This is a genomic window from Micromonospora sp. WMMD729, from assembly GCF_049315225.1.
Classification (GTDB): Bacteria; Actinomycetota; Actinomycetes; order Mycobacteriales; family Micromonosporaceae; genus Micromonospora.
In genome coordinates this window covers 1,484,773-1,509,139 of record NZ_CP186059.1, presented here as the reverse complement: position 1 = coordinate 1,509,139, position 24,367 = coordinate 1,484,773, and the positions used below count along the sequence as shown (strand labels likewise).

At 72.5% G+C, this 24,367-nt stretch carries 28 protein-coding genes; 11 read left to right on the top strand and 17 right to left on the bottom strand.

From position 1 onward, the window contains the following. Positions 1-53 precede the first annotated feature (53 nt). The 8 genes from ACN263_RS06970 to ACN263_RS06935 all read right to left on the bottom strand — a co-directional run bounded on the left by ACN263_RS06970 (position 54) and on the right by ACN263_RS06935 (position 5,383). Positions 54-209: a hypothetical protein gene (locus ACN263_RS06970; RefSeq protein WP_422738994.1), complete on the bottom strand. Its 156-nt coding sequence runs from the start codon at positions 207-209 to the stop codon at positions 54-56. Continuing rightward, positions 206-421: a helix-turn-helix domain-containing protein gene (locus tag ACN263_RS06965; RefSeq protein ID WP_151490317.1), complete on the bottom strand. Its 216-nt coding sequence runs from the start codon at positions 419-421 to the stop codon at positions 206-208. Before ACN263_RS06965 ends, ACN263_RS06970 begins: the two co-directional genes overlap by 4 nt. Next, positions 421-879 (bottom strand): DUF2975 domain-containing protein, encoded by a 459-nt coding sequence (locus ACN263_RS06960; RefSeq protein WP_422738993.1) that lies wholly within the window; start codon positions 877-879, stop codon positions 421-423. The genes ACN263_RS06965 and ACN263_RS06960 overlap by 1 nt, the downstream gene beginning before the upstream one ends. Positions 880-972: 93 nt before the next feature. Then, complete coding sequence (locus ACN263_RS06955) at positions 973-1,710, bottom strand: VOC family protein (RefSeq protein ID WP_422738991.1); 738 nt, start codon at positions 1,708-1,710, stop codon at positions 973-975. A gap of 29 nt (positions 1,711-1,739) precedes the next feature. Further along, positions 1,740-2,486, bottom strand: a complete 747-nt coding sequence (locus tag ACN263_RS06950) for an MBL fold metallo-hydrolase (RefSeq protein WP_422738990.1) — start codon at positions 2,484-2,486, stop codon at positions 1,740-1,742. A 58-nt stretch (positions 2,487-2,544) separates the two neighbouring features. Then, positions 2,545-3,768: a hypothetical protein gene (locus tag ACN263_RS06945; protein ID WP_422738989.1), complete on the bottom strand. Its 1,224-nt coding sequence runs from the start codon at positions 3,766-3,768 to the stop codon at positions 2,545-2,547. A 55-nt stretch (positions 3,769-3,823) separates the two neighbouring features. Then, positions 3,824-5,074 (bottom strand): DUF222 domain-containing protein, encoded by a 1,251-nt coding sequence (locus tag ACN263_RS06940; RefSeq protein ID WP_422738988.1) that lies wholly within the window; start codon positions 5,072-5,074, stop codon positions 3,824-3,826. Between the two features lie 63 nt (positions 5,075-5,137). Continuing rightward, complete coding sequence (locus tag ACN263_RS06935) at positions 5,138-5,383, bottom strand: hypothetical protein (protein WP_422738987.1); 246 nt, start codon at positions 5,381-5,383, stop codon at positions 5,138-5,140. Between the two features lie 10 nt (positions 5,384-5,393). On the opposite strand from ACN263_RS06935, the gene ACN263_RS06930 reads away from it, so the two are divergent. Beyond that, on the top strand, positions 5,394-5,702 hold the full coding sequence (locus ACN263_RS06930; protein ID WP_422738986.1) for a hypothetical protein: 309 nt from the start codon (positions 5,394-5,396) through the stop codon (positions 5,700-5,702). Here the strand turns inward: ACN263_RS06930 and ligD are convergent. Next, a complete protein-coding gene (gene ligD, locus ACN263_RS06925) occupies positions 5,699-6,718 on the bottom strand; it encodes a non-homologous end-joining DNA ligase (protein WP_422738985.1) in 1,020 nt (339 codons plus the stop codon). The genes ACN263_RS06930 and ligD overlap by 4 nt on opposite strands. A 47-nt stretch (positions 6,719-6,765) precedes the next feature. Here ligD and msrB point away from each other — a divergent pair, with 47 nt between their 5' ends. Beyond that, positions 6,766-7,170, top strand: coding sequence for a peptide-methionine (R)-S-oxide reductase MsrB (gene msrB / locus ACN263_RS06920; protein ID WP_422738984.1), 405 nt, complete (start codon positions 6,766-6,768; stop codon positions 7,168-7,170). Here the strand turns inward: msrB and ACN263_RS06915 are convergent. The 3 genes from ACN263_RS06915 to ACN263_RS06905 all read right to left on the bottom strand — a co-directional run bounded on the left by ACN263_RS06915 (position 7,136) and on the right by ACN263_RS06905 (position 8,936). Next, positions 7,136-7,744: a DUF305 domain-containing protein gene (locus ACN263_RS06915; protein ID WP_422738983.1), complete on the bottom strand. Its 609-nt coding sequence runs from the start codon at positions 7,742-7,744 to the stop codon at positions 7,136-7,138. The genes msrB and ACN263_RS06915 overlap by 35 nt on opposite strands. Before the next feature lie 60 nt (positions 7,745-7,804). Continuing rightward, entirely contained in the window at positions 7,805-8,551 is a 747-nt protein-coding gene (locus ACN263_RS06910; RefSeq protein ID WP_422738982.1) for a lytic polysaccharide monooxygenase, read from the bottom strand. A gap of 109 nt (positions 8,552-8,660) precedes the next feature. Beyond that, a complete protein-coding gene (locus tag ACN263_RS06905) occupies positions 8,661-8,936 on the bottom strand; it encodes an isoamylase early set domain-containing protein (RefSeq protein ID WP_422738981.1) in 276 nt (91 codons plus the stop codon). A 149-nt stretch (positions 8,937-9,085) separates the two neighbouring features. On the opposite strand from ACN263_RS06905, the gene ACN263_RS06900 reads away from it, so the two are divergent. The 5 genes from ACN263_RS06900 to ACN263_RS06880 all read left to right on the top strand — a co-directional run bounded on the left by ACN263_RS06900 (position 9,086) and on the right by ACN263_RS06880 (position 12,833). Further along, positions 9,086-9,346, top strand: a complete 261-nt coding sequence (locus ACN263_RS06900; protein WP_007456992.1) for a hypothetical protein — start codon at positions 9,086-9,088, stop codon at positions 9,344-9,346. A 208-nt stretch (positions 9,347-9,554) separates the two neighbouring features. Beyond that, a complete protein-coding gene (locus tag ACN263_RS06895) occupies positions 9,555-10,490 on the top strand; it encodes a DMT family transporter (protein ID WP_422738980.1) in 936 nt (311 codons plus the stop codon). 27 nt (positions 10,491-10,517) lie between these two features. Next, positions 10,518-10,985 carry a GNAT family N-acetyltransferase gene (locus ACN263_RS06890; protein ID WP_422738979.1) on the top strand — a complete coding sequence of 156 codons (468 nt, stop codon included), beginning with the start codon at positions 10,518-10,520 and terminating at the stop codon, positions 10,983-10,985. 118 nt (positions 10,986-11,103) lie between these two features. Next, positions 11,104-12,234, top strand: a complete 1,131-nt coding sequence (locus ACN263_RS06885) for a lytic polysaccharide monooxygenase auxiliary activity family 9 protein (RefSeq protein ID WP_422738978.1) — start codon at positions 11,104-11,106, stop codon at positions 12,232-12,234. Positions 12,235-12,326: 92 nt separating this feature from the next. Continuing rightward, positions 12,327-12,833: a GNAT family N-acetyltransferase gene (locus ACN263_RS06880; protein ID WP_422738977.1), complete on the top strand. Its 507-nt coding sequence runs from the start codon at positions 12,327-12,329 to the stop codon at positions 12,831-12,833. 298 nt (positions 12,834-13,131) lie between these two features. On the opposite strand, the gene hemQ is transcribed toward ACN263_RS06880, so the two are convergent. From hemQ to hemE, 3 genes are read right to left on the bottom strand one after another with little or no spacing between them, the layout of a single operon-like run. Continuing rightward, complete coding sequence (gene hemQ / locus ACN263_RS06875; RefSeq protein WP_422738976.1) at positions 13,132-13,833, bottom strand: hydrogen peroxide-dependent heme synthase; 702 nt, start codon at positions 13,831-13,833, stop codon at positions 13,132-13,134. Next, positions 13,830-15,239: a protoporphyrinogen oxidase gene (gene hemG / locus ACN263_RS06870; RefSeq protein WP_422740617.1), complete on the bottom strand. Its 1,410-nt coding sequence runs from the start codon at positions 15,237-15,239 to the stop codon at positions 13,830-13,832. The genes hemQ and hemG overlap by 4 nt, the downstream gene beginning before the upstream one ends. A gap of 7 nt (positions 15,240-15,246) precedes the next feature. Further along, positions 15,247-16,344, bottom strand: a complete 1,098-nt coding sequence (gene hemE / locus ACN263_RS06865) for a uroporphyrinogen decarboxylase (protein ID WP_422738975.1) — start codon at positions 16,342-16,344, stop codon at positions 15,247-15,249. Positions 16,345-16,481: 137 nt separating this feature from the next. Here hemE and ACN263_RS06860 point away from each other — a divergent pair, with 137 nt between their 5' ends. Continuing rightward, positions 16,482-17,054 (top strand): DUF3000 domain-containing protein, encoded by a 573-nt coding sequence (locus ACN263_RS06860; RefSeq protein WP_422738974.1) that lies wholly within the window; start codon positions 16,482-16,484, stop codon positions 17,052-17,054. Positions 17,055-17,085: 31 nt separating this feature from the next. Here the strand turns inward: ACN263_RS06860 and ACN263_RS06855 are convergent, their stop codons facing one another. Both ACN263_RS06855 and ACN263_RS06850 read right to left on the bottom strand, forming a co-directional pair. Continuing rightward, entirely contained in the window at positions 17,086-17,922 is an 837-nt protein-coding gene (locus ACN263_RS06855; protein WP_422738973.1) for a hypothetical protein, read from the bottom strand. A gap of 143 nt (positions 17,923-18,065) precedes the next feature. Further along, entirely contained in the window at positions 18,066-19,271 is a 1,206-nt protein-coding gene (locus ACN263_RS06850) for a trypsin-like peptidase domain-containing protein (protein ID WP_422738972.1), read from the bottom strand. Between the two features lie 212 nt (positions 19,272-19,483). Between ACN263_RS06850 and ACN263_RS06845 the strand changes: the two genes are divergently transcribed. The 3 genes from ACN263_RS06845 (at position 19,484) to ACN263_RS06835 (ending at position 24,350) form a co-directional block, all read left to right on the top strand. Beyond that, the gene (locus tag ACN263_RS06845) at positions 19,484-20,809 is read left to right on the top strand and encodes a ribonuclease D (protein ID WP_422738971.1); all 1,326 of its coding nucleotides are present in this window, start codon (positions 19,484-19,486) and stop codon (positions 20,807-20,809) included. A 287-nt stretch (positions 20,810-21,096) separates the two neighbouring features. Beyond that, the gene (locus tag ACN263_RS06840; RefSeq protein ID WP_422738970.1) at positions 21,097-22,293 is read left to right on the top strand and encodes a thiolase family protein; all 1,197 of its coding nucleotides are present in this window, start codon (positions 21,097-21,099) and stop codon (positions 22,291-22,293) included. Next, complete coding sequence (locus tag ACN263_RS06835) at positions 22,290-24,350, top strand: 3-hydroxyacyl-CoA dehydrogenase NAD-binding domain-containing protein (RefSeq protein ID WP_422738969.1); 2,061 nt, start codon at positions 22,290-22,292, stop codon at positions 24,348-24,350. The genes ACN263_RS06840 and ACN263_RS06835 overlap by 4 nt, the downstream gene beginning before the upstream one ends. Positions 24,351-24,367 lie beyond the last annotated feature (17 nt).

Here is a 24,367-nt window from a genome sequence, read left to right as displayed (position 1 = left end):
GAAAGGTTCGCGCCCGTTACATGATCGTTATTACCAGGACGGTCGGAAGCCGGTCACCTGCCGCGTCGGGCGGTCCGTACGGCGAAGGCGATCGCGCCCACGACGAGCAGTGCGCCGATGAGCTGGAGGCCCGGCGAGTCGTCGGCCCCTCCGTACACGACGGCGGCGACGCCGAGGGCGACGGCCGCGATGGCGACGACGTACCTCATGGGGTCTCCTCCTCGATCCATTCGAGCAGGTCGCCGGGCTGGCATTCGAGCACCCGGCACATCGCTTCGAGGGTGCTGAAGCGGACGGCCTTGGCCCGGCCGTTCTTGAGCACCGCCACGTTCGCCGGGGTGAGCCCGACGCGCTCGGCGAACTCGCCGACGCTCATCTTGCGCTTGGCCAGCTCGACGTCGATCCGGACGACGATGGGCATCAGATCACCGCTTCCATGTCGGTCCGCAGCGTGGTGGCCTGCCGCAGCAGGGCGCGCATGACCACCATGAGCAGCCCCAGCACGGTGACGCCCACCGTCAGCAGGAACAGCAGGAGCGGCAGCCCGGGGTCGTTCGCGTTGAACCCCACGTAGAGGAAGACGCCCACCAGCACCACCCACGCGGCGGCGATGGCCCAGACGATGGCGTCCACCCACTTCAGCGACGCTTCGGTGAAGATGCGGTCGTTCTTGACCAGGCTGAGCAGCTGCCACGTCGCGACGATCACCACCTGGACGCAGAGCACCCAGAAGACCGTCACGATCGTCGCCGGCCACCGGAGGTACGCGTCCTCCGGCGACTCCTGCGCCATGTGCGCGAACTGCCCCGGCAGCGAGAGGGTCTGGAAGAGGACCAGGACCCCGAACAGCACCACGAGGAACACTCGGAGAGCGGACACCGCTCGACGTTCAACAAACATGCATCGAGTTTCGCTCGTTACCTATCGAAAGTCAATCGGTACGGCGATCGGCGCGCGGTGCTGCCGTGCGGATCACCTCGGCGTCAGGAGACAGAACTCGTTGCCCTCCGGGTCGGCGAAGACCTTCCACGGGATGCTGCTGTCGCCGAGGTCGATGTCGGTGGCGCCGAGAGCGCGCAATCGCGCCGCCTCGATCTCGAGGTCGTCACCCGGGTACGGGCGCAGGTCGAGGTGGACGCGGTTCCACCCGGTCTTCACGTCGGGCGTGCGCAGGAACTGCAGGTACGGACCCACGCCCCGGGACGACCGCAGGACCGCGCTGTCGTCGGTCACCCGGTGCACGGTCCAGTCCATCGCCTCGCCCCAGAAACGAACCATGGCCCTCGGGTCCGCGCAGTCCACCACCACCGAGGCGATCGGGCCGGTGTCCTGGTCCGGGTCATGCCAGTCCAGCACGCAGAACTCGTTGCCGTCCGGGTCGGCCAGGACGGTCCACGACACGTCCCCCTGGCCCACGTCGACGGGCGTCGCGCCGAGGTCCCGCAGACGCGCGACGACCTCGGCCTTATGGGCCGCCGAGGTGGTGGCCAGGTCGAGGTGCACGCGGTTCTTGCCCGTCTTGGGCTCGTCGGTCACGACGATGTCGATGCAGACGGCGACCGGATCGGGATAGCTGAAGCCCTTCGGTTCGAGGTTGACCACGCCGGGCCCCTCCCGGGACATCTCCCAGTCGAGCACCTCGGCCCAGAAGGCACCGAGCGCCGCCTCGTCCCGAGCCTTCATGTTGATCTGCACCAGCCTCGTCGCCATGGCGGCGATGCTACCGATCTTGCCGCGCGCTACGCCGTCCGTTTGAGGTAGGCCCGCGCCAACTGGCGCAGGCGCGTCCGGTCGAAGCTGTCCCCGTGACCGGGGTGGACGACGGCCACGTCGAGGTCGGCCAGGAACTCCATGCTGCGCCGGTAGGCCGCCACGTCGGAGTTCGGCAGGGTGTCGATCAGCCAGCCCTCGTAGACGACGTCGCCGGAGTAGAGGATGCCGGTGCGCTCCTCGAACAGGGCGATGCTGCCCGGCGTGTGACCGGGGAGGTGCAGCACGGTCAGCTCCCGCCCGCCCAGGTCGACCCGGTCACCGTCGTCGAGCACACGGCTCACAGCCATGGGCTCGATGCGGTAGGACGTCGGGTCGTAGCCCGGGTCCGGCAGGACATCGATCAGGAGGTCCGGGACCGGCTCCCCCGCCGCGTCGATGCCGAGTTTGTCGTAGAGTTCCGCGCCGTACAGGCTCGCCGGCACCCCCGTCGCCAGCACCTCCGCCTCGGCACGGTGGGCCGCCCGGTCGGTGAACTCGGACGCCCCGCCGACGTGGTCGAGGTGCGCGTGGGTGAGCAGAACCAGCGGGTCGCGCGCGAACATGCCCGGGATCGCCTGTCGCAGGGCGACGACGCCGAGCCCCGCGTCGATGACGATGTCGCGGTCGGCGCCGCACAACCACCAGAGGTTCGCCGACAGGAGTTCGTTGACGTGTGGCTCCGCGACCCGGATGACGTCCGGGCCCATCTCGACCTGCGTAAACCAGTCGACCATGGGCGTCAGTGTGCCAGCGATGCCGCCCGGTCACCGTCCCCCGTGGACGACCGCCGGATCACGCACCGGCCCGACCCGGGTTGTTCATCTGGCGACGGAACGCGAGGTACGCGGTCAGGTTCGCCAGCAGCATCACGATCCCGATCGCCGAGGCCAGCAGCCCCACGTCGAGGCTCGGCAGCGCCACGAAGGTCAGTGCGGCGAGCACGATGGCGAAGATGTTGAGGAAGGTGAAGGCGAGCACCAGCTCGTTGAGCAGGCGGGACCGCCGGTCCTGGAGGCGACCGACCAGTTGCTGGTGCAGCGTCCGGACGAAGTCGAGCCGCTCGTCCAGCGTGCTGAGCACGAGTCGGAACTTCCACTGCTGTTCCAACGCGTTCCAGACGGTGCCGCCGGCCGCGTCGAGGTGCGCTTCCACGGACGAGTAGCCGAGCCGGAACAGACGGATGCGGTGGTAGCCACCGAGAATGCGCTTGGCCTGGTCTTCGAGAGCAGTCATCGACACGCCGCCACGCCCGGGGTCGATCTGGGACAGCTCCGCCGAGAGCACCGCGTCGTAGCGTAGGGCCGCAGCCCAGCAGACGTGGTGCACCCCGGTCAGCCGCGCCAACAGCAGGGCCGGGCGCGACCCGAAATCACCGACCACGGCCGTGGTGTGCGAGCCGACCCGCAACACGCCATCGGGGATGCCGTCGGGCGTGCAGTCCACACCGTCCGGGGTGAACCGCTCGGCGATGGCACGTCGGCGCGCCGGATCGCAGTCCGGGTCCACCCGGACGGCGAAGGTGGTGTTGGCCCAGAGGACGAAGACCTCGTCCGCGCCGTCCGGCGCCGGCAGGACAGCACGCAGGAGCCGCGTCGCCGCGGGCACCATCCGCTGCACCGGCGGGGCGACCTCGGCCACCACGTCGCCGGTGCCGCCGACGATGCCGTCCGGCAGTTGGTACGTGACGCACAGCAGACCACAGTCGACGTTCCAGAGGCTGATCCGGGCCGAGACCACCTGCCACGCCCCGGATTCGGTGCTGGGCACCAGCGCGGGGTCGATCTCCTCCCCGGCCGTCCGCAGGACCTCCGCGCCACCGCTGATCTCCTGGATCGGCCGGGGCATGCTGCCGAGCAGCTCGTCGAGGAGCCGTTGACCGTAGGGCTGCAACGCCAGGTCGTCGAGGCCGTCGGTGACGCGCCACCCCGCAGGCACGGCACCCTCGGCCCCGGCCGACGCGGAGAGCTGACACGGGAAGTAGGCGAGCACCCGTACCGACGTGACGTCCTCGAGCATCAGCCACCTCTCCCCCGACCAGCGCCTTGCAGGGTATCGACAATGTCAACTGCCCCTACGTCCGCCGGTGGAACTGGTTACGGCGCGGGAGTTGGTCGGGGTCGAGCCAGGCCGGCGGCACGAACTCGGGGTGGCCGTCGTCGCCCAGTCGCACGAGCCAGTCGCTCTGATGGACGTGCCGATGATGGTGGCCGCAGAGCAGGACGGCGTTGTCGAGGCTGGTCGCGCCGCCGTCGGCCCAGTGCCGGATGTGGTGAGCGGCGCACCAGCGCGGCGGCCGATCGCAGCCCGGGAAGGCGCAACCGCGGTCTCGCAGCACCAGTGCCCGCCGCAGCGGCCCGGTGACGAGCCGGCGTTGCCGGCCGACATCGAGGACCTGCCCGGCACCACCGAGCACAGCCGGCAGGACGGCGGCGTCGCAGGCGACCCGACGCACCGCTTCGGGGGTCAGTTGCAGGCCGACGTCGAGCGTGCCCGCGCCCACCTGCCGGGTCAGCCCGTCGTAGCTGGTGGTCACGACGAGTTGGGCCGGATCGCCGCCGGTCTCGGGTAGCTCGCCGGTGCGCAGCGCGAGCCGACACACGTCCGCGAGGGCATCGTGGCGGCGCTGGCCGGCGCAGCGGGTGTCGTCGGGGCCGAAGGGCGCGCTCAGCGGGTCGATGGCGGCGCGCAGCAGCGCGGCGGCCTCGGCGTCGAGGATGCCGCTGAGCCGGAGCCGCCCGTCGGTCTGCGCGGAGACGGTGACGTGCCGGTCGCGGGCCGCCCGGGCGGCCTCGGCTTCCAGGGCTGCCGCGTCGGCGGCGTCGGCAAGGTCGGGGGCGACGTGGTCGAGAATCCGGGTGCCCAATCGCCGCAGCAGCGTCGGGTCGAACCGCCCCGCCCACTCGACGAGCACGCCGACCGCCTTGTCGGCCACCTCCGTACCCGCCACGGCCGACACCGTGGCAACCGTGTCGGCGATGACCCGGGCCTGCTCCACGCTGACCGTGCCGCCCGCCAACGCCTCGCGCACACCTGGTGGCGCGACGTCGACCGAGGCCGCGAGGGCGACCAGCCGGCGCGCGGCCGAGACGTCGAGTCGCAGCCGCTCGCGCAACCACACCGCCGTCGAGGACGCGCCCTGCGCCACCGCGACGCCGCGCCCGTCCAACTCGCGCACCAGCGCCAACTGCGCGGCCGCCAGGCGCTGCGCCAGCCGGTGGCTGGCATCGAGCGCCGCGATCAGGTCGTGGTCGGCGAGGGCCCAGACGGCGGTATCGGCGCACGCCGCCACCGCCCGGTCCGCCCGCGCCAACTCATCGATCACCAGCAAATTCTAGAACAGGTGTACGACAAGAATCGGCCGCGTCGAAGCGCTGGACCGGAGCACTCAGCCCTCGGCCAACTCCGGGCGATGCTCCCGAATCCAGGCCACCACATCCGACTTGCGCCAGACCTTGCCCTGCACCAGATCAGCCACCGGCTCGGGGAAGTTTCGGTGGCTGGTGATCACGTAGACGCGCTGCTTGCTGATGCCACCAAGCATCGCGCGAATCTCCGCAGCGCCCACCAGATCCATATGGCGGACGGTAAACAGTTGACCCGACTCCTTGACCCGGGTCAACTTACCGGTCACCGTAAGGGGCATGTCTACGTCGAACGGTTCGCCGGCCCATCACCACCAGCGGATGGGGATCCGCCCGCACACTCCGATGCGTCCGCGGTGGCTGTGTCGCGTCTGTGCGGCGGCCTGGCCGTGCCCGCCGGCCCGGTTGCTGCTGACCGTGCAGTACCGGCGGGATCGGGTGGGGTTGTCGGTCTACCTGGCGAGCCAGTTGTTCGAGGCGACGGCAGACATGCTGAAGCTGAACCCGGACGCGGTACCGGACCCTCGGGAGCTGTTCGACAGGTTCGTGGCGTGGACGGCCCGGCCGCCCTCGGAAGAAGGGAGCTAGGGGGTGCGCTTGGCGCGGCTGGGCTGCACGCGCTTGGGCTCGCCGGGCATCTTCGGGTGGTCCGGCGGGTACGGCAGGTCGCCCTGGCCGGCGGCGGCGTCGCGGTCGGCCCATTCCAGCAGGGGCGTGATGTCCCACGGGGTGTCGTCGATGCCGGCGTGCGGGTCACCGCTCTCGGCGAGCCGGGCCGGCACGGTCCGCAGGTCGAAGTCGTCCGGGTCGACGTCGGGCAGTTCGTCCCAGGTGACCGGCGTGGAGACGGTGGCCCGGGCGTTGGCGCGCAGCGAGTACGCGCAGGCGATCGTCCGGTCGCGGGCCATCTGGTTGTAGTCGACGAAGACCCGGCTGCCGCGTTCCTCCTTCCACCAGGCGGTGGTCACCAGGTCCGGGTTGCGACGCTCGACCTCCCGGGCCAGGGCGATGGTGGCGCGGCGCACCTCGGTGAACGTCCAGCGGGGTTGGATGCGCAGGTAGACGTGCACGCCGCGACCCCCGGAGGTCTTCGGCCAGCCGGTCGCGCCCAGCTCGTCGAGGACGACGCGCACCTCGGCGGCGGCCCGGGCCGCGTCGGCGAAGTCGGTGCCGGGCTGCGGGTCGAGGTCGATGCGCAGCTCGTCGGGGCGGTCGGTGTCGGCGGCGCGTACCGGCCACGGGTGGAACACGATCGTGCCCATCTGGGCCGCCCAGGCGACGTGCGCCAGGTCGGTCGGGCACAACTCGGCCGCGCCGCGACCGCTCGGGAAGGTGATGTCGGCGGTGGTGATCCAGGGCGGCACGCCCCGGGTGGGCACCCGCTTCTGGAAGAACGCCTCACCCTCGACGCCCTCGGGGAAGCGTTGCAGCGTGGTGGGCCGGTCCCGCAGGGCGCGCATGATCCCGTCACCGACGGCCAGGTAGTAGTGGAAGACGTCGGCCTTGGTGAAGCCCCGCTCCGGGAAGATCACCCGGTCCGGGCTGCTGAGTCGTACGGTGTGCCCGGCCACCTCGACCTCGGCGACTGCCTTGGTGCCACCCATCCCGCGACCTTATGCCACGCCCCCGACGTTCGACGTACCGTTGACGGGTGAGTCTTGACGACAACAACCTGCCCACCACCGAGGACGAATGGCGCGTCCGCCTGACCCCGGAGGAGTTCCACGTCCTGCGGGAGCACGGCACCGAGCGCCCGTGGACCGGCGAGTACGTGGACACCAAGACGCCGGGCGTCTACCACTGCCGGGCCTGCGGCCTGGAACTCTTCTCCAGCGACACGAAGTTCGACTCGCACTGCGGGTGGCCGAGCTTCGACGACGCCATCCCGGGTCGGGTCAAGGAGATCGAGGACCGCAGCCTTGGCATGGCCCGTACCGAGATCCGCTGTGCCCGCTGCGACAGCCACCTCGGGCACGTGTTCCACGGCGAGGGTTTCACGCCGAAGGACACTCGGCACTGCGTCAACTCGATCTCGGTGCGCCTGGAACCCCGCTGACCTGATCGTCGTACCCGCTGAGTAGCTGGACCTCGGCGGACCGGGACTTGTCGATCCGCCGGGCCAGGTCGCGGACCCGCTCGTCGCGGCCGACGCCGACCTGGGCCCGGGCCAGGTCGGCGGCGGCCCGCTGGTGGTCGGCGAGGACCTCGCGCAGCACCCGGTCGACGTCGGCGTCCGACGCGGCCCGCAGCCGGTCGAGCGCGGCGTCGTCGCCGTGCCCGGCGTGGTCGTGACCCGCGGCGGCGCTGGCGCCCGGCCCGCTCGTCGGCAGCCAGCCGCGCATGGCCGACAACTCGTCCGCCTCGGTCACCTCGATGGCGGCGGCCAGGGTGCGCAGCGCGTCGTCGCGCAGCCGATCCCGGGCGAGCCGGACGATCTGCAGGGTGCGTTCGCTGTGCCCGACCATCGTGCTCAGGAACACCACGTCGATGCCGCTGAGGTCGGCGGCTGCCGGCGCGGAGTCGGCGACCACCGGGGACGCGGGGGTCGGTGGGCGCGGGGACGGCCCGGCGCAGCCGCCGGCGAGCAGCGACGCGGCGACCAACCACGCCAGGTAGGTTGCGCGGGGCATGCCGGGCTCCGATCGGGTGGGGGCGGCGACACGGGTGCGGCCGGGGCCGCACCCGTGCGGTCAGACCTGCTGCCAGAGCGCCGGTACGTTCGGCGGCTCCCAGCCGGCGATCGCCGTGTGGGCCTGCCGGCAGCGGTACGTCGCCCCGCCGTAGGTGACCTGGTCACCGACCTGGTACGCGCGGCCGGCCGTCCAGCTGCCACCCGTCGGGGGCGGGGTCGTCGGCGCGGCGGTCGGGCTGGTGGTCGGTCGGGGCGTGGGTGAGGTGGTCGGCGTGGGGGTGGGCGTCGACCCGCCGCCACCGATCTGCACGTCGATGCAGGAGTAGAAGGCATTGGCGGTGTCGGAGATGTTCCAGACGGCGAGGATCTTCTGCCGTCCGGAGAAGCCACCCAGGTTGACGGTGTGCGAGACCGTCGCGCCGGGCTGCTGCCCGTTGCCGTTGACCACGCCGACGCGGGTGTTGCCGATCCAGTACTCCCAGTTGCTGGTGGCGTGCCGGGCGGTGTTCACCCAGGTGAAGGTCAGCGAGCTGCCGACCGACGTGGCCGGCCAGCCCCGGCTGTCGTCGTTGAGGACGGCGAACTGGGTGATGCCGGCGTTGCAGCTCTTGAGGCCCTTGGGACCTTCCACGCTCTGCGGCTCGTACTTGATCTGCCCGCAGTCGGGGACCTTGTTCTGCGCGCAGAGCGCCTGCCGGCTGGGCGGGGCGGAGACGTAGCCGTGCGCCTGGGCGGGCGCGGCGACGGTGAGGGTGGCGGCGACAGCGCCCGCCGCCACCAGCGGGACGGTGATTCTTCGACGCATGGGGGCAGCTCCTTCTGCAGGTGCGGTGAGGTGCCCCCAAGGTAATTTAAACTTTATTAACAGTAAAGAGCGCCGTCGATAAATGCATCGATGGTGACGAGTTGACCTCTCAGAGTCGCAGCAGGCTGCCGCTGCCGTCGACCTCGTCCGCCGTCTCGTCGTCGAGCCAGACGCCACCGGTGGCGAGGTAGCGGAAGTGGTACTCCCCCGGGCCGAGCCGCACGGTCACCGTCCGGGTGCCGTCGCGGCGGGCCACCAACTCGTGCCGGCCGGGCTCCCAGTCGTTGAACGAACCCACGACGCTCACCGGACCGGGCGGCGCGTCCGGCGGAAGGCAGAAGGTCACCCGGGTCTGGCTGCCGAAGAGCTTGTTACGTTTGATCATGGCGATCCTCCGGGGGTCACGGCGGTTCACCTGGCCTAACGCCCGACACGCCGACGCGCCGCACAGCCCGGCCAACTGGCGATAATTCGCCCGCCGCCGCCCAACCCTGGGGCACTCTGGGGGCACATGTCCTGATACGGGGGGTTCCTGTGGCAACCTGCGAGGTCTGCGGCAACGACTACTGGATGGCGTTCGAGGTCCACACGGTCAGCGGCGACGTGCACACCTTCGACTCCTTCGAGTGCGCGATCCACCGCATGGCACCCATCTGCGAACACTGCCAGATCAAGATCGTCGGGCACGGCGTCGAGGTCAACGGCCGATTCTTCTGCTGTGGGCACTGCGCCCGCGCGGTCGAGGGCGCCGAGGGCGCCGAGATCCGCGACGCCGTCGGCGCACGCCCGGCCTGACCGCGTCGGCCCGGCTGTGGGCCAACCGGACCGCCACGCTGCGGTACGGTCGTCGCCATGCGGCCATTCCTGGGCGTCCTGCCCCCGCCGCGCTCCTGAGCGGAGCGCGCCTCTCGCCGACCGGGTGACCTGACCCTGCTCGGCCACTGTGTTGTACGCGCTCCGTCGACGTCGTCCCCGTCAACGGCTCACCCTTCGGAGCGCTTCCGTGTCCACCACCCGTACCGCGGCGGGCGCCTCGTCCGCGCGCAGCGGCACCCGCCGCGGCCTGATCCAGATCACCGTCACCGGAGTGCTGTGGGGCACCACCGGCGTGGCGGTGCAACTACTGCGCGAGGACACCGGGCTCAGCCCGGTGAGCATCGGCTTCCACCGCCTCGCCATCGCCGCGCTCGTGCTGCTGGCGTGCGCCGCCGGCCGGCTCCGCGCGATCGCGGCCACCCTGCGCGCCGCACCCGTACCGCTGCTGCTCACCGGCGTCGGCCTCGGCCTCTACCAGGCGCTCTACTTCGCCGCCGTGGCCTGGGCCGGGGTCAGCGTGGCCACCATCGTCAGCCTGGGCCTGGCCCCGGTGCTCGCCGCGGCCTGGGAATCGGTGCACGCCCGTCGGCTCCCCGGCCCGCTGCGACTCGGCACGCTCGCCGCGGCGGTGGCCGGCCTCGTCCTGATCACCGCCGCCACCGAGCAGCCCGGCGCGGCGGCCCCCGCCCCGCTGCTCGGCCTGCTCGCGGCGGCCGGCTCCGGCCTCGGGTACGCGGTGACCACCCTGATCAGCCGCCAGGTGTCGCAGCACACCGCGCCGATGACACTCACCACCATCTCCACCGTGGTCGGTGCGCTGACCCTGGCGCCGATGGCCCTGGTCGCCGGGGTCGGCGTGCCGGTACGCCTCGACACCGTGGCGCTGCTGCTGCACCTCGGCGTGATCACCACCGCCGTGGCGTACGCGTTGTTCTACGCCGGGCTGCGCACCACCCCGGGCAGCGTCGCGGCCGTGCTGACCCTGCTCGAACCGCTGACGGCGGCGGCGCTGGCCGTGGCGCTGCTGCACGAACCGCTCCCTGTGCCGGTGCTCGTCGGCGGAGTCCTGCTGCTCAGCGCCGTGGCCGCCACCTACCTCGCACCCGAGCGGGCGCACACCTGATGAACCAGCCCGACCTAGGATCGGTGGGTGCCCCAGCAGACCACCGAGATCCGGACCGCCCTCTTCGCCGACCTGGACGCCCGCACCCTCCACGACCTGCTCAAGCTGCGCATCGACGTGTTCGTGGTGGAGCAGAACTGCCCGTACCCGGAACTCGACGGGCGGGACGTCGAGCCGGGCACCCGACACGTCTGGCTGACCGACGGCGACGCGCCGCTGGCGTACCTGCGGATCCTCGCCGACCCCGACGGCGTCGCCCGGATCGGCCGCGTGGTGGTGGCCCCGGCGGCCCGGGGTGGCGGGCACGCCGGCCGGCTGATGGCGGCGGCGCTCGACCTCGTCGGCGACCGGCCCAGCGTGCTGGAGGCCCAGTCGCACCTGGTCGCGTTCTACGCCCGACACGGCTTCACGGTCAGCGGCCCGGAGTACGTCGAGGACGGCATCCCGCACACCCCGATGCGCCGCGACGCGCGACCGGCGGCCATTGACGTCTGACGATCAACCTGGCATCGTGCCGGATAGAGCTATCGCGGGAGCCAGCGAGTAGGCACGGGAGCGGGCAACTCCCGGCAGTCCGGGTGTCGTCGTCCGACCTCATCCCCCCGGGGGCTCCATGTCCACAATCGCCCGAACACCACGCGTGCTCCGGCCGCTCGCCGTCGCGGCAGCCGCCACGCTCCTGTTGACCACGGCGCTGAGCGTCTCGCTGGTCCCATCCGCCTCCGCGCACGGCTCGGTCGTCGACCCACCCTCGCGTAGCTACAGCTGCTGGCAGCGCTGGGGCGGTGACTTCCAGAACCCGCGCATGGCCACCGAGGACCCGATGTGCTGGCAGGCCTGGCAGGCCGACCCGCAGGCCATGTGGAACTGGAACGGCCTGTTCCGGGAAGGCGTGGCCGGCAACCACCAGGGCGCCATCCCCAACGGTCAACTGTGCAGCGGCGGACGGACCCAGAACGGCCGCTACAACGCCATGGACACGGTCGGCGCCTGGAAGACCACCTCGGTGGCGAACAACTTCCGGCTGCGCTTCTTCGACCAGGCCAGCCACGGCGCCGACTACATCCGGGTGTACGTGACGAAGCAGGGCTTCAACTCGACCACCCAGCCGCTGGGCTGGAACGACCTCGAGTTGGCCGGCCAGATCGGCAACACCCCGGCGTCGCAGTGGACCAGGGAGGCCGATGGCGTCTCCATCCAGATCCCGGTCAGCGCGACGGGACGGACCGGCCGGCACATCGTCTACACCATCTGGCAGGCAAGCCACCTGGACCAGTCGTACTACCTGTGCAGTGACGTGGACTTCGGTGGCGGCTCGACCCCGCCGCCGCCCACCACCCCGCCGCCGACGACGCCGCCGCCCACCACTCCCCCGCCCACGACCCCGCCGCCCACCACCCCGCCGCCGACGACTCCCCCGCCGAGCACCCCGCCGCCGGCCGGCGCCTGCACGGCGACGTACCAGGTCACGGGCCAGTGGACCGGAGGCTTCCAGGCCGAGGTGAAGGTCACCGCCGGTGGTTCACCCACCAAGGGCTGGTCGGTGAGCTGGAACTACACCAACGGCCAGCAGGTCGCCTCGGTGTGGAGCGCCACCGTCACCACCAACGGCACCCTGGTCACCGCGCGCAACGTCAACTACAACGGCACGCTTGCCGCCGGGCAGAGCACGACATTCGGTCTGCTCGGCTCGGGGAACGCCAGCGGCCAGGTTCCGCTGGTCTCCTGCACGGCGACCAGTTGACCTCCGGCCGGTGCCGCACCCGGGCGGGGGCGCGGCACCGGCCGGCAGGAATGCGGTGGTGCCCGGGCGATCCGTCCGGGCACCATCTCCGCATGATCGACATCTTGGTGCTCACCCCCGACGACTGGCCCATCTGGCGGGAGCTGCGGCTGGCCGCCCTCGCCGAGGCACCGGAAGCGTTCGGCTCACGGCTCGCCGACTGGCAGGGCGACGGCGATCGCGAGCAGCGCTGGCGCGACCGGTTGAGCATCCCCGACTCCCTCAACCTGGTGGCCGTCCTGGCCGGGCGTGCGGTCGGGATGTCGAGCGGCGTACCCACGTCGGACCCGCTGACGCGGGAGCTGATCTCGATGTGGGTGCACCCCGACGCTCGCGGCAGCGGTGTCGGCGACCGCCTGGTGAACGAGGTGGCGCACTGGGCTCAGCAGCGCGGCGCCGAGCGGTTACGGCTCTCCGTCAGGGTGGACAATGCGCGCGCCAAGTCCCTCTACCACCGCACCGGCTTCCGCTTGACCGACGAGCCGGGTGACCTGATGCCCGACGGCGTACGCCGAGAACAAATCATGCTCCGCCCCTTCCCCGTCACCCCGTCGCACTGAGCGAAAAGCCCCCCCGCCGCCCTCGTCGCGTCGTCACCCCCGTGCCGCGCCGTCGCCCCCGTGCCGCGCCGTCGCCCCTGCACCGCCTCGTCGATCAAGGAGTTGTGGTGGTCGACAAAGCACCCACGGGCGGGCAAACCAGGCACCACAACTCCATGATCGACGGGGTCGGGCAGCCCCGTGCCGCGATCTTGCACTTTCGGTTGCCAAATCGCGGCTTATGTCCCCGTTCGTCGCGACAGAAAGTGCAAGATCGCGGGGACAAAGGGGCGGGGGCGCGGGCAGGGGCGCGGGCGGGTCAGACCAGGCAGTTGACGATCTCGGCTATTGAGCGGCGGCGGCCTGTGTAGAACGGGATTTCCTCGCGGACGTGGCGGCGGGCCCCGGAGGCGCGCAGGTCCCGCATCAGGTCGACGATCCGGTGCAGCTCGTCGGCCTCGAACGCGAGCATCCACTCGTAGTCGCCCAGGGCGAACGAGGCGACCGTGTTGGCGCGTACGTCCGGGTAGCCGCGCGCCATCTTCCCGTGCTCGGCCAGCAGCTCACGGCGCTCGGCGTCGGGCAGCAGGTACCACTCGTACGAGCGCACGAACGGGTAGACGCACAGGTAGGGGCGGGCTTCCTCGCCGGCCAGGAACGCCGGGATGTGGCTCTTGTTGAACTCCGCCGGCCGGTGCAGCGCCATCTGCGACCACACCGGGGTCAACGCCCGGCCCAACGTCGTACGGCGGAAGCGCAGGTAGGCGTCCTGGAGCGCGTCGCTCGACGCCGAGTGCCACCAGATCATCACGTCCGCGTCGGCGCGCAGGCCGGCCACGTCGTACACGCCCCGGATCACCACGTCCTTGCCGGCCAGTTCCTCGAAGAGGGACTCGACCTCGCCGGTGACGTTGTCCCGCAGCGACGGCAGCGGACCGCTGGCCCGGAACACCGACCACATGGTGTAGCGGATGCTGTCGTTCAACTCTCGCAGCCGGGCCGCGTTGGTCTGCTCGGTCATCTCGCCGATCCTCCCAGTGCTGTGATGATCTCGTCGGCCGCCGTCTCGCCGGAGCGGACGCAGACCGGTATGCCGACACCGTCGTAGCCGGCGCCGGCCAGGACCAGGGTGGGGTGCGCGGCCCGCAGCGCAGTCCGCGCGGTGGCGACCCGGTCGGCGTGCCCCGGGGTGTACTGCGGCAGCGCGCCGCCCCACCGCTGCACGTGCCCCTCCACCGGTGCGGGCAGGGTGACCCCGAGCACCGCCGAGAGTTCCCGGTGCACGGTCGCGGCCAGGTCGGCGTCCGGGCGCTGGAGTTGCGCCTCCTCGCCGTACCGGCCCACCGAGGCGCGCACCAGCGCCAACCCGTCCGGCCGCCGCAGGTGCCCCCACTTCGTGGTGAAGAAGGTCGCCGCCTTGATCAGCAGCCCTTCGGTGCTCGGCACCAGGAAGCCGGACAGCTCGGGCAGCGGCGGCTGCGGCAGCGCCAGGGTGACGAGCGCGACGCTCGCGTAGTCCAGCTCGCCGACGGCCGCGGCGGCCTCCGGGGCCGGGCCGGCGAGCAGCCGGGCCGCCGGCCGGGCGGGCACCGCCAGCACCACCGCGTCCACGTCGACGCTCTGCGGATCCCGGGTCGGGCCGACGGTGAGCCGCCAGCCGCTCCCGGTCCGGGTCACCTCGCGCACGGCGGCGTCCCGCCGGATCGTCGCCCCGCTGGCCGTCACCGCCGCCTCGACGAGGGTGCCCAGGCCGCCGGCCAGGGTGCCGAAGACCGGCGCACCGGGCGCGCGCGGGGCTGCGGCCTGCGCGGCCCGGACCGCGCCGACCAGGGTGTGCTCCACCCGCGCCGCGCGGGCCAGCGCCGGCATCGTGGTCACCAGGGACAGGTCGTCGGCGCGGCCCGCGTACACGCCGCCGAGCATCGGGTCGACCAGCCGGTCGACCACCTCGTCCCCGAAGCGGCTACGAACCAGGGCGCCCACCGAGACGTCCGCGTCGGGCCCGACCAGCGGCCGGCCGCCGTCGGTGTCGGCGTCCGCCGCCGGCCGCGCGACCGTCGCCACCCGATCCAGATCCCCGGGTACGCCGACAAGCGTCCCGCCCGGGATGGGGCGCAGCCCGCCGTCGACGACCAACGCGGCCTGCCCGACGGTGGGGTGGACGATCCGCTCGGCCAACCCGAGCCGGCGGGCCAGCGTCACGGCCGCGCTCTCGGCGCCGGTCGGGTCACGCATCAGGAACGACTCGGCGCCGAACTCCACCGGTCCACCGGCCAGCGAACCGGTGCGCAGCTTCCCGCCGAGCGCGCCGGACTGCTCGTACACCGTGATCTCGGTGCCCTCCGGCGCGCGGTCGCGCAAGCGGACCGCGGCGGCCAACCCGGCGATCCCGCCGCCGACCACCGCCACCCGCCAGGGCTGCCGCATCGGCATGTCAGCCCTGGTCGGCCCGGCGGCTGGACACCTCGTGCACCAGCGCGACCACCCGGGTCAGCACGTCCGGGTCGGTCTCCGGCAGCACACCGTGGCCGAGGTTGAACACGTGCCCGGGGGCGGCCCGGCCCTGCTCGACGATGCGACGCACCTCGGCCTCGACGACCGGCCACGGCGCGAGCAGCACGCACGGGTCCAGGTTGCCCTGCACCGCCTTGTCCGGCCCGATCCGGCCGGTGGCCACGTCCAGCGGCGTACGCCAGTCGACGCCGACCACGTCCGCGCCGGCCTCGCCCATCGCGCCCAGCAGCTCGGCGGTGCCCACCCCGAAGTGGATGCGCGGCACACCGGCGTCCGCCAGCCCGCTCAGCACGGTCGTCGAGTGCGGCAGCACGTAGCGGCGGTAGTCGGCCTCGGAGAGCGCGCCGGCCCACGAGTCGAAGAGCTGCACGGCGGACACCCCGGCCTCGATCTGTACCCGCAGGAAGGCCAGGGTCACCTCGGCCAGCCGGGCGCAGAGCGCGTGCCACAGCTCCGGGTCGCCGTACATCAGGGCCTTGGTCTTGGCGTGCGTCCGCGACGGGCCGCCCTCGACGAGGTAGCTCGCGAGGGTGAACGGCGCGCCCGCGAAGCCGATCAGCGGGGTGTCGCCCAGCTCGACCACGAGCTGCCGGACGGCCTCGTCCACGTACGGGACGTCGTCGCGGGTGAGCGGGCGGATCCGCTCGACGTCGGCGGCGGTCCGGATCGGCTCGGCGACCACCGGGCCGGTGCCCGGCACGATGTCCAGGTCGATCCCGGCCGCGGCGACCGGTACCACGATGTCGCTGAACAGGATGGCCGCGTCCACCCCGTGCCGGCGTACCGGCTGGAGGGTGATCTCGGTGACCAACTCCGGACGGCGGCAGGACTCCAGCATCGGCACGTTGGCCCGGATCTCCCGGTACTCCGGAAGCGAGCGACCGGCCTGGCGCATGAACCAGACCGGGGTGTGCGGGGCGGGTCGACGCCGGCACGCCCGGACGAAGGGCGAGTCGGCCGGGCCGCCGGGGCGCGGGTGTCCGTCTCGGGCGGCAGTGCCCGTGGTATCCGTGGTCATCGCCGCAATCGTGCCACGCCGCCCGGCTGCGACCGGGTGGGGGTGAGAGGAAGGGCACGTTCGCCACACCGGTGCCCCTTGGCGAGTGTCGGCGCGCCGTCGAAGCGGGCGACCCCACGGCGGCATAGGCTGCCGACATGGCCCCCCCGATCGCGCTCCCGGAGACCTTCGCCCGCGCGGTCGCCGGGCTGCGGTCGCCGGCGCCCCGGCCGGAGATCACCCTTGAGGAGGTCGGCGCGCCGCAACGGCTCGCGCCGTACACGTTCGCGCTCTCCGCGACCGTGCTGCGCGACGGCGACGAGGTGGCCACCGGCCGGCTGATCCTGCTGCACGACCCGGCCGGGCACGAGGCGTGGCAGGGCACCCTGCGGTTGGTCACCTACGTGACGGCCGAGTTGGAGGTCGACCTCGCCGCCGACCCGTTGCTACCCGGGGTCGGCTGGACCTGGCTGACCGACGCCCTGGACACCCAGGACGCCCCGCACCGGGCGATCGGCGGGACGGTCACCCAGACCATGTCGACCCGGTTCGGTGACCTGGCCGGCCCACCCACGGCCGGCGACATCGAGATCCGCGCCTCCTGGACGCCCCTCGACGACAACCTCGCCCCGCACCTGCTCGGGTGGTGTGCCCTGCTCGCCTCGACGGCCGGCCTGCCCCCACCCGGGGTCACCGCGCTCGCCGACCGCCGCCCCGCCGCCACCGCGTGAGAGCTGCGGTGGCGGCGGGCGGCGCGGCGGATCAGAGGTAGTTCTCGGCCTCGTCGCAGACCTTGTCGAGGCCCTTCATCGCCGCGTCGTACTTGCTCTTGTTGCCGGCCGCCGCAGCGCCCAGCGCCGTGGTCAGCTTGTCCAGACAACTGGCGATGACCTTCTTCTGCCGGGCCTGCTCGTCGCGGTCGTTCCGGGTGCCGGTCAGGTCCTGCTCGGTGTTGTCGAGCTTGTCCTGCATGACCTGCAGTTCGGTCTTGAGCCGGCCGATCTCGGTGGTGTTCGCCGCGATGGTGCCGTCCCGCTGACTGACCTGCGAGGTGAGGCGCTTCTCGGTCCGGTTCAGCTCGTTGTTCTTGGTCACGAACAGCCCGGTCATCACCCCGCTGACGAGGAAGAGCAGGGTGGCCACCAGGGCCAGCACCAGCACCGCGCTGCTCCGTCGAGGGGCCGGCGCAGCGCCGTAGGGCGCCATACCGGGCGGGCCCGACATGGGCTGCCCGTACGCGGGACCGGAGACCGGCGGCGCCGACATCGGCTGTCCGTACGCCGGGCCGGAGACCGGCGGCGCCGACATGGGCGCTCCGGCGTACGGCGGGGCGCTGGCCGGGTAGGCCGGCTGGCCGGCGTACTGCGGGGCGGCCTGGCCCGGGGCGTACTGCTGCGGCGGCACGGGCTGGCCCGGGGCGTACTGCTGCGGGGCGGGCTGGCCCACCGGGTACTGCGCGGTCGGTTCGGTGCCGGTCGGCTGCGGCACCGCCGCGTGCGGCACCGTCGCGTCGGCGTCGGGTGAGCCGGCCGGTGGGGCGGCGGGCGGCGTCGGGCCGGTGGGCGGAAGGCCCTCCGGGCCGGTCGGTGGCTGGGACATGTTCTTCCTCCAAATAAGCAGGTCCTCCGCCGGGGGCGCGCGACGGACCGGATGCAGCGTCAGGATCGTCGGGGCCGAGGGCCCGGACGGGGTCGGGGACGGCCGGGAGGGCCGTGGGTGGCGCGAGCGGCCGGGGCCGCGGGTCAGCAGATCTTGAAACCGTCGCAGGCGACCTTGATCGGTACGGCCAGCCCGATGCCCTCGGCGTCGCGCGCCTTGGCGGTGGCGATGCCGACCACCTGCTTGCTGCCGTTGATCACCGGGCCGCCGGAGTTGCCGGGGTTGATCGGCGCGTCGAACTGGATGGCCGGACCGGAGCCACCCTGGGCGGCGCGCAACGCGCTCACCACACCGGTGGTGACGCTGTCCTCCAGGCCGAGCGGAGCGCCGACGACGACGATCTGCTGGCCGGACTTCACGGCGGTGGGCGCGGTGACCAGGCCGGTGAACTTGCCGGTGGTCCGCAGGTGCGCCACGTCGTTGGTCTTGTCGACCTTGACGATGGTGGCCGGGAAACGCTGGTCCGTGCGTTCCAGGAAGACCTCGCGTCCGCCGCCCTCCCACACCGCCTCGACCACGTGGAAGTTGGTGAACAGGTTGGTGCCACCGCCGGCCGCCGGCTTGCCCACCGCGAACGCGCTGCCGGTGAACTGACCGGCCCGCACCCGGAACACGCTGGGCAGCACGGCGGTCGCCACCGCCTCCGGGTTGAACGCGGCGCCGGCCTGCTTCTCCAGGGCGTCCGCGCGCTTCTCCAGGCCGTCGAGGCGGGCGCCGTCGCCGTCCTGGGCCTGTGCCAGCCGACCGTCGGTCTCGGCGAGCCGGTCACCGAGCCGGTCGAGTTGGTACGCCTGCACGCCGGCCACCGCGGCCAGCGCGACGATGAGCACCGTGGCCAGCACGACCGGCCAGCGGCGTCGGGTCGGTCGGACGGGCGGCGGGGTGGCCCCCGGCCAGCCGGCCTGACCGGCGGGGTACGACGGCGGGGCGGCCAGGTCCCCGGCCGGCGGGTAGCCGCCGCCGTGCGACGCGGGTGTGCCCGGCGCGTAGGGCGCGGCACCGTACGCCGGGTAGGGCGCCGGCCCCGACGGCGGCGAGGGCGGTCCGGCCGGCGCGGCGCCCTGGCCCCACTGCCCGCTGTTGGGTGGCGCCGCCCATCCGGTACGCGGTGCCGGGACGGCCGTGGGTTGCTCGGTGCCGCCGGGCGTGCCGGACCAGGTGGCGCCGACCGGTGGCTGCGGTTCGATGCGTGGGGGCAGCGGGCCGGGCCGTTCGGCGGCAGGACCGCTCATGGCGTCCGGGTCGGCGCCCATCGGTCGTCCGTCCCCCGCACCGAAACCAGCCGTCATGATCGTCGTGCCCTTCCCCGTGGTCTCCCCGTGCGGCCGTCGTCCCCGGGCGTCACCCGACAGGGGGCCGACGGCTCGATGGACCGTACCTGCGCGAACGGGCTTTGTCTCCCCCGATGTCCGGCATCCGAACGGACACCTTGCGGACACCTGGCCGACACACGCCGGACCGGCTGCGCACGCGGGATCGGTGCGCGCACTAGGGTTGGCAGGTGACCGACGAACCACCCCTGCGCCGTCGGCCCACCGCAGAACCTCCGGGCACCGCACCCCAGCACCCGCCGTCGGCCCAGCCGCAGCCGGCGGGCGAGGGGCCCGACCCGACCGACGGTGGGCCCGTTCCGCTGACCGCCCCGCGTGACGGCACCCCCGAACCAGTGGCCACCCCGGCCGAACTCGCCGAGGTCGTGGCCCGCTTCGCGGCGGGCACCGGTCCGGTTGCCCTGGACGCCGAACGCGCCTCGGGCTACCGCTACAGCCAGCGCGCGTACCTCGTGCAGCTACGCCGCGCGGGTGCCGGCACGGCCCTGATCGACCCGCTGCCGCTGCCCGACCTCAGCACGCTCGACGCGGTGATCGGCGAGGCCGAGTGGGTGCTCCACGCGGCCAGCCAGGACCTGCCGTGTCTGGCCGAGGTGGGGCTGCGCCCCCGCCGGCTGTTCGACACGGAACTGGCCGCTCGGCTGGCCGGGTTCGAGCGGGTCGGCCTGGCCGCGCTGACCGAGCAGCTACTCGGTTTCACCCTGGAGAAGCACCACTCGGCGGCCGACTGGTCGAGTCGTCCGCTGCCCGAGTCGTGGCTGACCTACGCCGCGCTCGACGTGGAGATGCTCACCGATCTGCGGGACGCGCTCGACGCCGAGCTGGCCCGGCAGGGCAAGTCGGCGTGGGCTGCGGAGGAGTTCGCCGCCCTGGTCCGGACCGGCGCCCGGCCGCCCCGGGTACGCGCCGAACCGTGGCGGCGGACGTCCGGCATCCACCGGGTACGCGGTGCGCGGGCCCAGGCCCGGGTCCGCTCGCTGTGGTACGCCCGGGACCAGATCGCCGCTCGCCGCGACGCCGCGCCCGGTCGGGTGCTGCCCGACTCGGCCATCGTCGCGGCGGCCGAGCTGGACCCGAAGGACGAGAAGACGCTGCTGACGCTGCCCGGTTTCGGTGGCCGATCGGTCCGCCGGCTGGCCCGCACCTGGCTGGCGGCGCTCGACGACGCCCGGGAGCTGCCGGACGACGCCCTGCCGGTCACCCCGACGGTGGAGGGTCCGCCCCCGCCGCACCGGTGGGCCGAGCGGGACCCGGTGGCGGCCGGTCGGTTGGCCCGCTGCCGGGAGGTGGTGGTCCGGATCGCGGGCGAGCACAACCTGCCCCCGGAAAACCTGATCACCCCGGATTCGGTCCGTCGGCTGGCCTGGAGCCCGCCGGAGGAGATCACCGAGGCCACCGTGGCCGAGGCGCTGCGCGGGTTCAACGCCCGGGAGTGGCAGATCGGCCTGCTCAACGCAGCCCTCACCGAGGCCCTGGCCCCCAACCCGATCCCCTGACCCCCGCCCGGCCACCCCCGGCCGCCGTTGACGCCGTTGATCATGAAGTTATTGCCACCGGCATCGGCGTGTCGTGACAACAACTTCATGATCGGCGAACCGATGGGCGGACCAGCCGGGGGCAGGGTGGGGCGGGTTGTGGGGTGGGCCACAGTGGGGCGTCGGGACGGGGTTGGTTACTGGCGAGTAGCATTCCGGGTGACGTGCCCCGCCCGGCCGACCCTCATTCGGTCCGGAGCGCCGCCCAGCGGCGCGGAGGCCGAATTGTGGTCGAGAAGGAGGCTCAAGTGCCCCGTGAAGTTCGGGATGTCGTCTTCGTCGACGGCGTCCGTACCCCATTCGGCAAGGCGGGTGGCATGTACGCCAACACCCGCGCCGACGACCTGGTGATCCGCTGCATCCGGGAACTGCTGCGCCGCAACCCGCAGCTGCCGCCGGAGCGGGTCGAGGAGGTCGCGATCGCGGCCACCACCCAGATCGGCGACCAGGGCCTCACCATCGGCCGGACCGCCGCTCTGCTGGCCGGGCTGCCGAAGACCGTGCCCGGTTTCGCCATCGACCGGATGTGCGCCGGCGCGATGACCGCCGTGACGACCGTGGCCAGCGGCATCGCCATGGGTGCGTACGACGTCGCCATCGCCGGTGGCGTCGAGCACATGGGCCGCCACCCGATGGGCGAGGGCGTCGACCCCAACCCGCGCATCGTGGCCGAGAAGCTGGTGGACCCTTCCGCACTGGTGATGGGCGCGACCGCGGAGAACCTGCACGACCTGGTCCCGCACATCACCAAGGAGCGCACCGACGCGTTCGCGCTCGCCTCGCAGCAGAAGACCGCCAAGGCGTACGCCAACGGCAAGCTCCAGGACGACCTGGTGCCGATGTCCGTCCGCGACGCCGAGGGCGCCTGGGGTCTGGCCACGGTGGACGAGGCGCCCCGGGACACCTCCCTGGAGAAGCTCGCCACCCTCAAGACCCCGTTCCGTCCGCACGGCAAGGTCACCGCGGGCAACGCGGCCGGCCTGAACGACGGCGCCACCGCGAGCCTGCTCGCCGACGAGGCCACCGCCCGCGAGCTGGGCCTGCCGGTCGCCATGCGGCTGGTGTCGTTCGGCTTCGTCGGCGTGGAGCCGGAGGTGATGGGCGTCGGGCCGATCCCGTCGACGGAGAAGGCCCTGCGCCTGGCCGGGCTCGGCATCGACGACATCGGCCTGTTCGAGCTGAACGAGGCGTTCGCCGTGCAGGTGCTCGCCTTCCTCGACCACTTCGGCATCGCCGACGACGACCCGCGGGTCAACCCGTGGGGCGGCGCGATCGCCATCGGCCACCCGCTCGCCTCGTCCGGCGTACGGCTGATGACCCAGCTGGCCCGCCAGTTTGCCGAGCACCCCGAGGTCCGCTACGGCCTGACCGCCATGTGCATCGGCATCGGCATGGGCGGCACGGTCATCTGGGAGAACCCGCACTGGGAGGGTGGCGACAAGTGAAGGCAGCGAACGAGGTTGTCACGAAGGCGCTGCTGCGTCAGGTGAACGTGCCGGGTCTGGACCGGCCCGCCGCGCTGATCACCCTGGACAACGGCTTCGACCACACCAAGCCGAACACCTTCGGCCCAGCCGGCCTGGCGAGCCTCGACGAGGCGATCAGCGCCGCGCTCGCCGCCGACCCGGCGTTCATCGCGGTCACCGGCAAGCCGTACATCTTCTGTGTCGGTGCGGACATCGTCGGGCTGCCGCAGCTCGCCGACCGCGCGCAGGCGCTGGAGATCGGCCGGCTCGGACACCGGGTCTTCGCCCGGCTCAAGGACAGCACCGTGCCCACGTTCGCGTTCGTCAACGGCGCGGCCATGGGTGGCGGTCTGGAGCTGGCCCTGCACTGCCACTACCGGACGCTCTCCGGCGGTGCGGCGGCGCTGGCGCTGCCGGAGGTCTCCCTCGGGCTGGTGCCCGGCTGGGGCGGCACGCAGCTGCTGCCGAACCTGATCGGCATCCCCGCCGCCACGCAGGTGATCATTCAGAACCCGCTGATGCAGAACAAGATGCTCAAGCCGAAGCAGGCCGCCGAGCTGGGCATCGCGGACGTGCTGCTGGAACCGGCCGACTTCCTGGAGCGGTCGCTCGAATGGGCCGCCGGTGTGGTGCGCGGCCAGGTCACGGTCACCCGACCCGAGGTCGACAAGGACATGTGGGCGGGCGTGCTCTACTTCGCCCGCGAGACGCTGAACCAGCGGCTGCACGGCGCGGTCCCGGCCGCGTACAAGGCGTTGGACCTGTTGGAGACGGCCAAGGACGCCGACTTCGCCACCGGCACCGCCGCCGAGGACGAGGCCCTGGCGGACCTGGTCTTCTCCGAGGAGCTGCGCAGCGGCCTGTACGCGTTCGACCTGGTGCAGCGGCGGGCCAAGCGGCCGGCCGGCGCGCCGGACAAGGGCCTGGCCCGCCCGGTCACCAAGGTCGGCATCGTCGGGGCCGGCCTGATGGCCAGCCAGTTGGCGCTGCTGTTCGCCCGCCGCCTCCAGGTGCCGGTCGTCATGACCGACCTCGACCAGGCACGGGTGGACAAGGGCGTCGGCTACGTGCACACCCAGATCGAGAAGGCCGTCACCAAGGGCCGGATGGACAAGGGCACGGCCGCCAAGCTGTACGGCCTGGTCAGCGGCACGGTCGACAAGAGCACTTTCGCCGACGCGGACTTCGTCATCGAGGCGGTCTTCGAGGACCTGGGCGTCAAGAAGCAGGTGTGGGCCGAGCTGGAGAAGATCGTCTCGCCGGAGGCGGTGCTCGCCACCAACACCAGCTCGCTGTCGATCACCGAGATGGCGGCGGAGTTGGAGCACCCGGAGCGGGTGGTCGGCTTCCACTTCTTCAACCCGGTGGCCGTGCTGCCGCTGCTGGAGATCGTCCGGGGCGAACGCACCGACGACGCCACCCTGGCCACCGCGTTCGCGGTCGGCAAGCAGCTCAAGAAGTCGAGCGTGCTGGTCAAGGACGCCCCGGCGTTCGTGGTGAACCGGCTGCTCACCCGCTTCCTGGGTACCGTCTTCGCGGCCGTGGACGCCGGCACCCCGCTGGACGTCGCGGACAGCGCCCTGGACCCGCTGGGCCTGCCGATGCGGCCGCTCGCCCTGCTCCAGCTCGTCGGGCCGGCCGTGGCGTACCACGTCGGAGGCACCCTGCACGCCGCCTACCCGGACCGGTACGGCGTCAGCGAGAACCTCAAGCGGATCGCCGACTCGGGTCAGCCGCTCGTCGTCGACGACCAGGTCAACGCCGAGGTCGCCAAGCTGCTGGTGGTCGGCGACCAACCGCTGACCGCCGAGCAGGTACGGCAGAACGCCCTCGACGCGCTCGCGCAGGAGATCCGGCTGATGCTGGACGAGGGTGTGGTCGCCGAGGCGCAGGACATCGACCTGTGCATGATCCTGGGCGCCGGCTGGCCGTTCCACCTGGGCGGCGTCACGCCGTACCTGGACCGCACCGGCACCTCCGAGCGGGTCACCGGCCGGCGGTTCCTGCCGCGCGGGGCGGCGAGCCTGCCCGCCTGACCGATCAGCTTTACCGT